Annotated in this window: 9 protein-coding genes and 1 tRNA gene; 9 read left to right on the forward strand and 1 reads right to left on the reverse strand. The window is 27.4% G+C overall.

Annotation, left to right across the window (positions count from 1 at the left end; translation table 11 throughout):
* Positions 1 to 11: 11 nt before the first annotated feature.
* The 7 genes from GPX08_RS07845 to GPX08_RS07875 all read left to right on the forward strand — a co-directional run bounded on the left by GPX08_RS07845 (position 12) and on the right by GPX08_RS07875 (position 9,252).
* Positions 12 to 87, forward strand: a tRNA-Trp gene (locus tag GPX08_RS07845).
* A 325-nt stretch (positions 88 to 412) separates the two neighbouring features.
* A complete protein-coding gene (locus GPX08_RS07850; protein ID WP_156626257.1) occupies positions 413 to 3,652 on the forward strand; it encodes a histidine kinase in 3,240 nt (1,079 codons plus the stop codon).
* Between the two features lie 153 nt (positions 3,653 to 3,805).
* Positions 3,806 to 4,654: a PRD domain-containing protein gene (locus GPX08_RS07855; RefSeq protein WP_156626258.1), complete on the forward strand. Its 849-nt coding sequence runs from the start codon at positions 3,806 to 3,808 to the stop codon at positions 4,652 to 4,654.
* A gap of 110 nt (positions 4,655 to 4,764) precedes the next feature.
* A complete protein-coding gene (locus GPX08_RS07860; protein WP_156626259.1) occupies positions 4,765 to 6,831 on the forward strand; it encodes a PTS glucose transporter subunit IICBA in 2,067 nt (688 codons plus the stop codon).
* Between the two features lie 35 nt (positions 6,832 to 6,866).
* A complete protein-coding gene (locus GPX08_RS07865) occupies positions 6,867 to 7,532 on the forward strand; it encodes a hemolysin III family protein (RefSeq protein ID WP_156626260.1) in 666 nt (221 codons plus the stop codon).
* Between the two features lie 563 nt (positions 7,533 to 8,095).
* Positions 8,096 to 8,278 carry a small, acid-soluble spore protein, alpha/beta type gene (locus GPX08_RS07870; protein ID WP_156626261.1) on the forward strand — a complete coding sequence of 61 codons (183 nt, stop codon included), beginning with the start codon at positions 8,096 to 8,098 and terminating at the stop codon, positions 8,276 to 8,278.
* A gap of 350 nt (positions 8,279 to 8,628) precedes the next feature.
* A complete protein-coding gene (locus GPX08_RS07875) occupies positions 8,629 to 9,252 on the forward strand; it encodes a DUF4097 family beta strand repeat protein (RefSeq protein WP_156626262.1) in 624 nt (207 codons plus the stop codon).
* A 90-nt stretch (positions 9,253 to 9,342) separates the two neighbouring features.
* Here the strand turns inward: GPX08_RS07875 and GPX08_RS07880 are convergent, their stop codons facing one another.
* Positions 9,343 to 9,645 (reverse strand): hypothetical protein, encoded by a 303-nt coding sequence (locus GPX08_RS07880; RefSeq protein WP_156626263.1) that lies wholly within the window; start codon positions 9,643 to 9,645, stop codon positions 9,343 to 9,345.
* Between the two features lie 203 nt (positions 9,646 to 9,848).
* On the opposite strand from GPX08_RS07880, the gene GPX08_RS07885 reads away from it, so the two are divergent.
* Both GPX08_RS07885 and GPX08_RS07890 read left to right on the forward strand, forming a co-directional pair.
* Positions 9,849 to 10,979 (forward strand): DNA repair exonuclease, encoded by a 1,131-nt coding sequence (locus tag GPX08_RS07885; protein ID WP_156626264.1) that lies wholly within the window; start codon positions 9,849 to 9,851, stop codon positions 10,977 to 10,979.
* Positions 10,966 to 13,689 carry an AAA family ATPase gene (locus GPX08_RS07890; RefSeq protein ID WP_156626265.1) on the forward strand — a complete coding sequence of 908 codons (2,724 nt, stop codon included), beginning with the start codon at positions 10,966 to 10,968 and terminating at the stop codon, positions 13,687 to 13,689. The genes GPX08_RS07885 and GPX08_RS07890 overlap by 14 nt, the downstream gene beginning before the upstream one ends.
* Positions 13,690 to 13,699: the final 10 nt, after the last annotated feature.

Here is a 13,699-nt window from a genome sequence, read left to right on the forward strand (position 1 = left end):
AATTGTTGTGAAGGGGTATAGCTCAATTGGTAGAGTAGCGGTCTCCAAAACCGTTGGTTGTGGGTTCGATTCCTACTGCCCCTGCCAAAAAGACATAGCATTTAAGCTATGTCTTTTTTTGTGCAAAAAAATGATGTAATTAAATTTAAGTGTATTTAATTAGTGGAAAGTCTATATCTATAAAAGCTTGAATTAATTATTAAAAATATGACGATGTGTCAATGTTTACATTACGTAAACTATATAAATAATTTTATATTTTTAATAGTCAATTTTAATTAAATTGTCATTTATACGTCTCTATATTATATATTTGTTGAATAAATGATAATTAGTACATATTATTTATTCAAATGTTTGGTATAATATAAATGCGCTTTATGGTAAATTTTATGCTGAAAGAGGAGTATATATGAAGAAGTCTGCAGTAAAAATAATAGTTTGTTTTTCTTTAGTATTAACTATGCTTTTAAATATAAATATTGAAGTAGTAGCTCTAATGAATAATGAAAATAACATAAACTTTAAGAAAATAACAACAGAAAACGGATTATCACAAACATCTGTCCAATATATATTTCAAGATAGTAAAGGATATATGTGGCTAGGTACTAGTGATGGTTTAAATAAGTACAATGGGAATAAGTTCGAGGTATATAGATACAATAAAGAAAAAAATACTAGCATTAGTGGAAACTATGTAGCCGCAATTAATGAAGATTCCAACGGAAATATATGGGTTGGGACTTCTAGAGGTATAAATAAGATCGATCCTATTAATAAAAAAAATGTAACGTACTTACCTGGAATAAATGGATGTAATATTTCTGACCATAACATAACAGAAATATTAATAGGTAAGGATGATAAAATATATGTGGCAACTACTAACGGATTAAATGTTTATGATGAGGAGACAGATAATTTTATTAATCTTTACCCATATGATGAGAAAAAAGGTGAAAACAATCTAAGTAGCCAATATATCTATAGTATAGTTGAAGATGATAATAATAATATATGGATAGGAACTATTGATGGGTTAAATAGAGTAAATAAAGATACTGAAGAAGTAAAAAAGTTTTACAACAATAGTGGAAAATTAGCTATAAATGATAACTTTATTTATAAGTTATTTGTAGATAATCAAAACAATTTATGGATTGGAACGGATGGTGGAGGTTTAAATAAGCTGAGTTTGGACACATATACAATGGAAAGCTATGTTCATGATGATAAGGATCCTAATTCTATAGCTGGAAACTCAATAAGATATATTTTAAAGGATAGTAGAAATATCCTTTGGTTTGGAACTGATGAGGGATTAAGCAGAATGGAAGAAGGGAGTAATGAATTCACTAATTATCAATCTAACATTTTTGATAGCCAAAGTATAGTTAGTAATGATGTATTAAGTTTATTTGAAGACGAATCTGGAACCATATGGGTTGGTACATATGATGGTATAAGCTTATTTAACGTTCAGACAGCATTTAAAAATTATAAAAATAATCCTGTGGATTCTAATTCTTTAAGTAGCAATATGATGGCTGGAATATATGAAGATAATGAAAATTTGCTTTGGGTAGGAACAGTAAGTGATGGTCTAAATGTCATTGATAGAAAAACAGGTAAAGTAGAAAGGTATAGTAGTTCAGAAGATGATAACTCATTAAGTAGTGATAATATTAGAGATATAGTGGGAATAGATAACGAGATATGGATAGCTACGGAAGATGGTTTAACAAAATATGATAAATTAACTAAAAAATTCACAAAATATTTCCAAGGAAATGATAAAAACTCATTAATATCAAATGATATAAGGAATCTTTATATAGATGATAAAGGTATTTTGTGGATTGCAACAAAAGATGGAATATGTAATTTTGATAGAGATAAAAAATTTACATCTTATAAGGATATCTTTTTAAAAAATGGAATAACAGAGACTATGTATTCAGATATAATTCAAGATAAGGATGGACTTTTTTGGATTGCATCAACTCTAGATGGTGGATTAATAAGTCTAGATATAGATACAAACGAGATTAATGTTTACAGAAATGATGAAAATGATGAAAAAAGTATAAGTTTTAATTCGATTCGATCTATAGCAGTAGATAGTAAAAATAATATTTGGGTTGCAACACAATATGGACTTAATAAGTTTGATAAAGAAAATAAGATTTTTACTAGATATACTGAGGGAGATGGATTAGCAAATAACTTTATAAATGGAGTATTAATTGATGAAGATGATAATATTTGGATGAGCACTAATAGTGGAATATCTAAATATGATGTATCATATGAAAAGTTTATCAATTATGATGCAACTGATGGCCTTCAAGGAAATGAATTTAACGGATTTTCTTATTATAAAAATATGGATGGAGAAATGTTTTTTGGAGGAGTTAATGGTCTTACATATTTTCATCCTTTAAAACTTAACGAGAAAGGCTTTTTACCAAAGGTACAAATAGATAGTATATCTAGTAATGAAAATCATTATAGTGATTTTTCAAATATAAATCTGAATTATAAAAATAGCAATATACAATTTGATTTCTTTCTACCTGACTATAGAAATGTAGTGAAAATTCAATATGCATACAAATTAGAGGGGCTTGATGAGGATTGGGTACTTGCTGAAAATAGAAATTATGCAAGTTATACTAATTTAGAGTCCGGTACATATACATTTATGGTTAAGGCAAGAAATAAAACTGGAGATTGGAGTGAACCCACAAACATTACATTTACTGTTGGGGAAAAACCATGGGAAACACCATTTGCATTTTTTATGTATAGGGTTACTTTGTTATTAGTAATATATTTTATATGGAATAGAGTAAAAATATTAGATAGTTTAGTAGATCAAAGAACTTATGAGTTAAATAATAAGCTTAAGGAAAACAAAGAGCTATATGATAAATTAATTACTATAGAAAAGTATAAAAATAATTATTTCGTTAATTTATCACATGAGTTAAGAACTCCTTTAAATGTTATTATTTCTATAGAACAGCTTTTATCAAAACTAAATAATGAGAAAAAAGATATTCCAAAGGAAAAGCTAGATTATTATTTATGTACATTAAGAAGAAATTCTGATAGATTACTAAACTTAATAAATAATATTATAGACACTTCAAAAATAGAGTCAGGCTCTTATAAGCTTGAAATAAAAGAACACGACATAGTTTATTTAGTTGAAGAAGTTGTACTTTCTATGAAGGATTATATTGAGGCAAATGGAATAGAGCTAATTATTGATCCAGATATAGAAGAAAAAATTATAGAATGCGATGATAATGAAATAGAAAAATGCGTCGTTAATTTAGTTGGTAATGCCGTTAAGTTTACTAAGGAAGGCGGAAAGATTGAAGTTAAAATTACTGATCTAGGCGAAGAAGTAAGAATATCTGTAAGGGATACTGGTATAGGAATAGACAGTAAATATCATGAAACAATATTTGATAGATTTGGACAAGCTTATAATGATATATCTGAGGAGTATGGAGGAAGTGGTTTAGGACTAACCTTAACTAAGCAATTAGTAACTCTTCATAATGGTAATATATATGTTGAAAGTAAAGTGAACGTTGGTAGCACATTTATTATTATATTGCCAGTAAAACAATGTTGAGTAGTTTAAAAGTTGACAGTAGAATTATACAATGATATTATTTTCTTAAGATAAAGTTGGATTATTACTGAAATTCAGTCAATACCTAAATTAGGATAAAAGTTTAATCCTAATTTAGGTATTTTATTTTTCTTAAAGCAAGGAGAATTAAAAATGATAGTAGAGAAAGTATTGAACAATAATGTAGTTATATCAGTAGATCCTAACACTAAAAAAGAAGTTATTATCATGGGATCGGGTATTGCTTTTAATAGGCGAGTAGGTCAAGAGATAGAGGAAGATAAAATAGAAAAAATATTTGTAATAGATGATAAAAGAATTGGAAATAAGATAAAGAAGCTAATTAATCAGATTCCAGATGGAATATTTGAACTTGCTCATGAAATAATAACCTATGCAAAAAAAGAATTAAATAGAAAATTAGATAATCAAATTTATGTATCATTAGCCGATCATATATCCTTTGCTATAAAACGTTATAAAAATAATGTTCAGATTAAAAATGATTTATTAGAAGAGATAAGAAGAATTCATAGGGAAGAGTTTACTGTAGCTTTATGGGCAGTAGATTTTTTAAATAAGAAACTTAAAATCAATCTTCCAGAAGATGAGGCAGGATTTATTACTCTTCATTTAGTAAATGCAAGTTATAAGGAAACTGCAAAAGAATCTATGATTACGACTAAGATAGTGAAAGGTATTCTAAATATAATTAGGTACTATTATTCAGTAGAATTTAATGAAGATGATTTAAACTATGATAGGTTATTAACTCATTTAAAGTATTTTGCAAAAAGGGTAGTAACAAATAGTCAAAATCAAGATGATAATGGTGAATTTTTAGAAATTGCAAAGAATAGCTATAGTGAAGCTTATGATTGTGCTGAAAAAATAAAGGAATATATAGAAGAAAACTATGATTATATAGTAAATAAAGATGAACTAGTTTACTTAACGATGCATATCCATAGGGTTATTAATGTTTTAAGAAGTAAAGGTTAATTAATAGATAGAATTACAGAATGCCTATAGTAGTAAAATATTATAAGTAGGCATTCTTTTTTGAATATAAATTTAAAAGTTATAAACTATATAATAAGTGGGAGTATAAAATGAAGATAGTTACATTACTAAAAAAATCATTTGGAATATTACAAAGAGTGGGTAAATCTTTAATGCTACCTGTGGCATTACTGCCTGTAGCAGGAATATTAATGGGATTAGGTACATTATTTGAAAATGAATATATACTAAATGTTTTCCCATTATTTGCAGGAGAAGGTTTTCAGCTTATGGCAAATATTATGTCATCAGCAGGGAGTATAGTATTTGATAATTTACCATTACTTTTTGCTGTAGGAGTTGCAATTGGGATGTCTTCAGGAGATGGAGTTGCAGCACTAGCAGCTATAGTAGGCTTTTTAGTAATGAATATGACTACTGGAATAATGGCTGGAGTCAATATTAATGAAGTAGGAACTAATCCAATGTACACAACTGTTTTAGGAATACCTACTCTTCCTACAGGGGTATTTGGAGGAATTATTATAGGGATAATATCTGCTATTGTATATGAAAAATATTATGATATAAGACTACCAGAATTTTTGGGATTCTTTTCAGGAAAAAGATTTGTTCCTGTAGTTGCTGCAATTTCAGGTTTAATATTAGGAGTGATTTTATCCATAATTTGGCCACCTATTCAAGTAGTTCTATTAAATTTTTCAAGATATATGATAGGTACTAATGAGACGATAGCTGCCTTTATTTTTGGAGGTATAGAAAGAGCTTTGATACCTTTTGGACTCCATCATATATGGTATACTCCATTTTGGTATCAATTTGGTGAATATATAAATTCAGCTGGTCAATTAGTAGTTGGAGACCAAGCAATATTTTTTGCTCAATTAAAAGATGGAGTTGAATTTACAGCAGGAACTTTTATGACAGGTAAATTTCCTTTTATGATGTTTGGACTACCAGCAGCAGCACTTGCTATGTATAATGAGGCCTATGAAAAAAATAAAAAGTTAGTTGCTGGATTATTACTTACTGGAGCTCTAACATCTCTTTTGACTGGAATTACAGAGCCAATAGAGTTTATGTTTTTATTTGTAGCCCCTTTATTATTTGTAGTTCATTGCATTTTTGCAGGCTTATCTTTTATGATAATGCAGCTTCTAAATGTAAAAATAGCTGTAACTTTTTCTGGTGGATTAATAGATTTTATCCTCTTTGGTGTAATTCCTAATAGAACTAATTGGTGGTGGGTTCTAATTGTAGGAATGGTATTCTTTATAATATATTATCTTGGATTTAGGTTTATTATAAGGAAGTTAGATTTAAAGACTCCTGGTAGAGAAGATGAAGAAGAGGATATAAATATAGATATTTCTGATGGAACTTTAGCTAAGGAAGTATTACAAGCATTAGGTGGAGCTAAAAATATAAAATATCTAGATTCTTGTATAACAAGATTAAGGGTTACTGTAAAAAAATTATCTTTGGTTAATAAGAGTAAGCTTAAATCTCTTGGAGCAGTCGATTTTATGGTAATTGGTGACAATATTCAATCTGTTTTTGGACCAAAATCAGATATGCTAAAAGAGCAAATAAGAGATATAATGGATGGTAAGGAGATAGTAGTTAAAAAGAAGAAAATAGAGGAAATAAAAAGTGGAGTTAATACTAAAGCTGAAATACATATTCCTATATCAGGAAAAATTATAAGGTTAGAAGAAGTTCCAGATGAAATTTTTTCTATGAAATTAATAGGTGATGGTTTTGCTATAAGTCCAAAGGAAGGTTTATTAAAATCGCCTGTAAAAGGTATGGTTATTACCTTATCGAAAGAAATGCATTCAATAACCATTAGGACTCTTGAAGGTTTTGATGTTCTAATTCATATAGGTATAGATAGTTTAAACTTAAGAGGAAAGGGATTTAATGCCTTTGTTCAAGAAGGTGATATAGTAAATGCAGGGGATAATTTAATTGAGTTTTCATTAGATATATTAAATAGTGAAGCTAAGTCTTCTGTGATACCGGTTATATTTAAGGGAATTGGTAAAGATAAATTCATTTATTTTAAAAATAATACTGAAGTTTATTCAGGAGATTTAAATAAAGTGGAAATACATGAGAAGAATAAGAATAATATAATTAAAAATGAGAAATAATTATTAAAAGTATTATATGGAAGAAAGTGAGGATTATGGACAATAAAAAGAATGAAGTTTTATATAATTTTTATACAAAGGGTGAAGAAATAGCTAATGCTGTAACACATGGAATTGGAGCTATACTAGCAGTTATAGGAAGCATATTTTTAATTATTGCAGCGACTAAAAGTAAAAATGGATACGCATTAGCCGGTGTATGGGTATATAGTATTTCATTGATAATACTATATTTAGGATCTACTTTATATCATAGTATTCCAGGGAAGATGGTAAAAAGGATACTTAGGATATTAGATCACTCATCGATTTATCTTTTAATAGCAGGAACATATACTCCAATAATTTTAATATTGATGAATAGTGATAAAAAATCAATGCAACTATTATTAGTAATATGGGGAATTGCTTTACTTGGAATAATATTCAAAGCTTTTTGGGTAGACAGATTTAATGCATTTTCAACTATTTTGTATATATTAATGGGTTGGATAATTGTAATTAATATTAAGACAGTACTTCTCTTAGTACCATTTAATATTTTAATGTTTATTGTATTAGGAGGAATAGCATATACGGTTGGTTGTATATTTTACGCAGCAGATAAAATGCCATACAATCATTTTATATGGCACCTATTTGTACTTGCAGGAAGTGCATTACATTATGTTGCAGTATTTTTAGGAATACTTCACATATAGTTGTAGTAAAATGCGAAGCATTTTATTAATGAAAGAATGAAAGAATGAAAAAATTAAAAAATGAAAGAATGATTATAAAAAAATTTTTATAGATTCTTTTATAAGAGAATATTTAGAATAAAGGAGGTTTTGCATAGCAAAACCTCTTTCTTTCATTCATTAATTTTTCGTTTTAAATACTTAGCATTTTAAAATTTGTAAATTTGAAAGTTAATAAGTGTCATTATATTAAGCTAGAACTCTATTAAAATTCTCTATGCACTAAATAATAGTTGAAATTCAGCTTGTCTGAATTTCCTCCTTTAGCATCATAGAATCCACAAGATTAAATTATTCAAGGAGTTTTTAACATATTGTGCGTAAGCCGACTTGGAGTTTACGACGGAGGATGAGTATAATATGTTAAAGACTCCTTCGTAATTTAATAATAATGCTAACTAATCCATGAATTACTAGGAATATAAAAACAGGCTATGGTTAAGATAATAGTGTAAACATTGAAGCATTAAATAAAAATTATTTAAAGCGGTTTACAAATTAATCAGCCAAAGGAGGAATTACAAATGGCAAAAACATTAGTTCCAGAAGCAAAAAAAGGATTAAGTGCATTCAAGAATGAAGTTGCATCAGAGTTAGGAGTTCCATTTAGCGAATATAATGGAAACCTATCATCAAAACAATGTGGTTCCGTTGGTGGTGAAATGGTTAAAAGAATGGTGGAACAATACGAAAATTCAATAAAGTAACCACAAAATCGTATTAATAACTAAGGTAATTAATAGGATGGATATACCGCCAAAGAATTAAGTAGTTACACCATTCAAAAGGGAGAAGCTTTTTTGTAATAAAAGTATAACTTTTATTACAAAGGGCTTCTTTCTTTTTTTATGAGATTTAAATTACAAAATATAGAAAAAGGTAGAAAATCAAAGGAATAATTAGTTAATCCAAACACTATACAAAAAGTCTATTCTGAACTAGAAAATCAAAACCTTATATATACTCAAAGGGGAATTGGGAAATTTGTTACTCTTCTAGTGCAACTAAGGAAGAGATAAACTTAAGTGAAGATATTAGCAATATAGATAAGATTAGTATGAAAATAGATGTAAGTGATGTAAAAGTAATTTACCATGATGGAAGCAATGTTGAAATAACAGGGGAATTAAGTAGTTACTCTAAAGGAGTAGATGTGAATAAAAGTGGTAGCACTTTTCAAATAGTTGAAGAAGCAAAGAAAACTGGAAACCTAGGTGTTAATGATTATAGTGAGCTTCTTATAAAAATCCCTAGAAGCTTTAATGGTGATTTTAAATTAGACTTTGGAGTAGGATCTTTCAATGTTAGGGATTTAGTGTTAAACAATGTTGAGATTAATTCTGGAGTAGGAGAAGTAAGCTTAGATGAAATAAGCTTTAATAAATTAGATTTAGAAAGTGGAGTTGGTTCAGTTTCCTTAGTTACTAAGGAAAAGAGTGGTGATATTTATATAGAGGGTGGCGTAGGTGAAGTTAATGTTGAGCTTGGAGATATTAATGGTAACCTTAAGTTTGATGGAGGAATAGGTAGTGCAGATATTAAGGTTCCAGTAGATGCACCTATTAGAATTAATACAAAATCAGGATTAGGGGAAGCAAATGTCTCTGCCAAAACTTCTAATGAAGGAAAATATACTTTTGATTTAAATGTTGGTTTAGGAGAAGTAACTGTAAGAAATTAAGAATGTAGAATAAAAGAGATAATTTATTCTAAACTATTTAAATTAAATACAGAATACTCAGCTTTTGGCTGAGTATTTTTTATTCACAATTTATTTAAAGAAAATAGAAATTATTGTGGATAGTATTATTATTACTATAAAAATTATTGATAAAGTCATTCCTAATTCAGAGTACTTATTGTCTTTTTTCTTATATCCTATAAATATTGATAATATAAAAAGAAGTGTAGATATTATTAATGATGGAAATTTGATTCCTATTGCACTTAATAATTCCTCTCCTATAGACTTCCCGCTAAAAGAAGTGAATGAAAATATTATAGCTATAATAGAAGTAATTAATGATAAACTTCCTATGCCTAGTTTTTTTATAATCTTTGTTTTTTCCACAATACCGTCTCCTTAAAATAAAAATAAATAATTTATAAAGGTTATATATTTATTATAAGTCAGGCAAAATGAAAAATATACCAATTATTTAATTGTTATTTAAATAATTGCTTATATATACATATTTAAGAGCTTTGTTCTTATTGTATAAGAAACTGAAAAATGATAAAATAGAACAAAAGTTCGTTGGAAAATAAGGTGATTAAATGAAAAAAGTTAAGATATTACAAGCTGGAGATTTACATTTTGATACGCCATTTAAAGATTTAGATAAAAATATATCTGCTGCAAGTAAGGAAGAATTACTAGAGGTTTTTAGAAGAATTATTGACATTGCAATAGAGGAAACTGTGGATATCTTATTATTAACTGGTGATATTTTTGATAATATGACAGTAAATAAGAAGACCCTTATATTTATAAAAAACCAATTAGAGAGACTTAATAAAATTAGAGTATTTATTTCACCGGGAAATCACGATCCTTATTTCGCAAAATCCTTTTATAAAATGATTAGTTGGCCTGAAAATACTTATATTTTTAAGGGAACTTTAGAGAGTGTATTATTAGAAGAACTTAATACAGTTGTATGGGGGGCAGCTTTCAATAGCCATCATGTAAAGGAAAGCTTAATTAAAGATATAGAAATAGATGAAAAATACACAAATATCATGGTTATTCATGGGGATATATCAAATACAGAGCAAGGAAATGAGTATAATCCTATTACATTAAAAGATATTAGGGATAGCAATCTTGATTATATAGCTATTGGTCATAGACATAATTTTAGTGGAATACTTAGAGAAGGAAATACATTTTATAGCTATGCAGGATGTCCTCAAGGAAGAGGTTTTGATGAATTAGATGATAAGGGCATTGTCATAGGTGAAGTAAGCAAGGGAACAGTGAATTTAGAGTTTATAAAAACTTCTAAGAGAAATTATTGTATTAGAGAAGTAGATATAAGCAACTTAGATGGATATCATGAAATTAGAGAAAAAATACTATCTTCAATTTCTGAAGATGAAAGAAAAAATAATTTATATAAAATTATTCTAAGAGGTGAGATAGAAAGTTATTTAAGAATTAATGAAGAAGTAATACTACAGAATATAAGAGATGAGTTTTACTATGTTAAGGTAATTGATAAGACAGATATAAAACTTAATTTTGATGAAATAGCTAAGGATTATTCTATTAAAGGGGTTTTTGCTAAAAAGCTTTTAGAACAAATTCAAGGTGATGAATCTGACAAAGAAGCATTAAAGATGGCCTTAAAGCTTGGAATACAATCTTTATCACAGGAGGAAGTGAATTTAAATGATTATAAATAAATTAAATATTATTTCCTTTGGTGGTTTAAAAGATAATGTAATAGAGTTAAATGATAATATTAATTTAATATATGGTGAAAATGAAAAAGGAAAAAGTACCATTCAAAACTTTATTAGAGTTTGGCTTTATGGAATGAATTCAAAAAGAACAAAGGATATAAAAAGCAATGATAGGCTTAGATTTATGCCTTTAAGTGGTGAGAAAATAAGAGGTGAGCTTTATGTAACTCACAATAATAGAAGTTATATAATTAGCCGTAGCTTTGGAGGAACTAAGAAAGAAGATACTTCAGAAATTCTAGATCTTGAAACTGGTGAGGAAGTTTTAGATATTCCTAAAGATGAACCAGGAAGATATTTCTTAAATGTAAACTCTCAAACATTTTACAAAACACTTTTTATAAACCAATTAGGAGTATCCATATCTAGAGATAAGGAAGAAGAAATAATAGATAAGGCAGCAAATCTACTTAATAGTGATAGTGACAATATATCTGTGCAAAAAGCGCTTGAAAAGCTTGAAGCCATAAAGAAATCTATAACTACGCCAAGGAAGACAGGTGAATTAGATCTTTTAAGAAATAGGTTAGAAGCTTTAAACACTGAAAGATATGAGGGATATAGATTATCAAAAGAAAATATAGATAAGGAAGAGCTATTAATATCATTAAAAGAGAAAAGAAAAGAAACTAGAAGAGAATTAAATAATCTAGATATTTATAAGAAATATATAAAAAAAGTGAAGCTTCGTAAAGAATATGAAGATATTACTGAGTATTTAAGAAAAAAAGAAGAATTAAAGCTGAAAGAAAAATCTATTGAAGAAAGTATTTCGTCAAGAAATGGAATAATAGATGAAGGAATAATAAGTGATATTAAGGATGAAAACTCATTATATTTAAGTTTGCTTGATATGAGGTCAGAAGAGGAAAAAAGCTTAAAGGAAAGCAAAGAAATGTACTCTAAGACTATTGAAAGTTCTAAGGGATTGGCTTTCGTAGAAGGTTTATCTAGTGAAGATAAAAATAAGTTTATAAAGGCAACTATGGAGAGGGATACCTTAAAAGAAAAAATAAGCACTTATGAATCATTAAATAAGTCTATTGAAGAAATAAATGATGATATAAATAATAAAGAGAAGCTGATAGGTGAGGCTATAAACTTTAAAGGTGTTAGAGATGAAATCAGAGATGTTTTAGTTAAGTATGAAGAAAAACTAAAAGAGCTTAAATTCAAGGCTGAAAATTATAATAAGTCAGATGAGGAGAGGAATATAGGTAGTGTTAAATCTCTTACTTATGTATCTATATTGCTAGCTATTATTTCAACTTTACTTACTATATTTAAGGTGAATATATACATTTTATTAGGCTCTTTTGGAATATTAGCATTAGTTCTATTTAGATTAATATCCCTTAAATCAAAATCAAGTGGTAGAGATAAGGGTAATATTAGTATTAAAAAATTAAAGGACGAGATAGAAGAATTAGAAAGGGAGATATTTAAATATACTAAGTTAGTTTCTGTAAACTCTTATGAAGGATTTATTAAAAAGTTAAAGCTTTTTGATGAATATAATTTATATGTTGAAAAACAAAATATAATGTTAAGGGAAAAAGAGGCTCAAATTAGCGTACTAAATATTGATTCAGCAAAAGAAAATTATGAAATTAATGAAGGATATATAAGAGAAATTTTAGAAGCATCTGATGCTAAGGATATTAACGAAGTTATTATTATGTTTTCAAAATATGATGAAGTAAATAAAGAAGTATTAGCATTAAAAATAGATATTGAGAAGGAAGAAAAATCTATTGAAAAATTAAATAATGAAATAAATATAAGAGAAAGAAGAATAAGAGAAAAGCTCGATAATATCGGACTTGGAAGTATTGAATTATCTGAAATAGAAGAAAAATTATTAGAAATAAAAGAAAAGATTAAACAAAGAGAAGATATATTAAAAAGTTTAGAAAGTATTAATGCAGCTTATGAAGCATTGACTAAAGATAAGGATATAGATTCCATAAAAGAAGAGCTTAAGAATATAATTAATGAAAATATAAATTACTCTTATTCATCAGAAGAGGAAATAGATAACCAGGTTTCTATAAAATCTAATGAATTAATAGAAATAGAAAAAGAAATAAAAGATGTTGAAAATTATTTAAAAAATAGGTTCATAGGTAAGAGGACAATACCTCTAATAGAGGAAGAGATAAGTGAGGTTAAAGAAAAAATAAAGAAGTTAGAGCTATTATTAAAATCATGTGAAATAGCAATTGAGAATATGAATGAAACTATAAGAGAGGTTAGAGGTAACTTTGGAACCATATTAAATTCTAACGTTATAGATTATTTTAAGAAGATTACTAATAATGAATACAGTGATGTTATGGTATCTGATTCATATGATATGAAGGTTAGAAAGGGGAAAGAGATACTCCCAGGAGGAGTGTTAAGTAATGGAGCAAATGATCAATTATATTTATCTTTAAGACTTTCTTTTATTGATATGATTTATAAGGGGGTAGAATATCCTCTTATAGTAGATGAGGCCTTTGTGCAATATGATGATTTTAGAATAGAAACAGCCTTAGATATGCTTCTAAGTACAAATTTTGCTCAGCTAATAATATTTACATGTCAGGTTAGAGAAGAAAGAATATTTAATAATAAGAAGATTAATTTTAATTATATAAAATTATAATAATGGTAAT

It is taken from the genome of Clostridium tertium, assembly GCF_902652255.1.
Taxonomy (GTDB): Bacteria; Bacillota; Clostridia; order Clostridiales; family Clostridiaceae; genus Clostridium; species Clostridium tertium_A.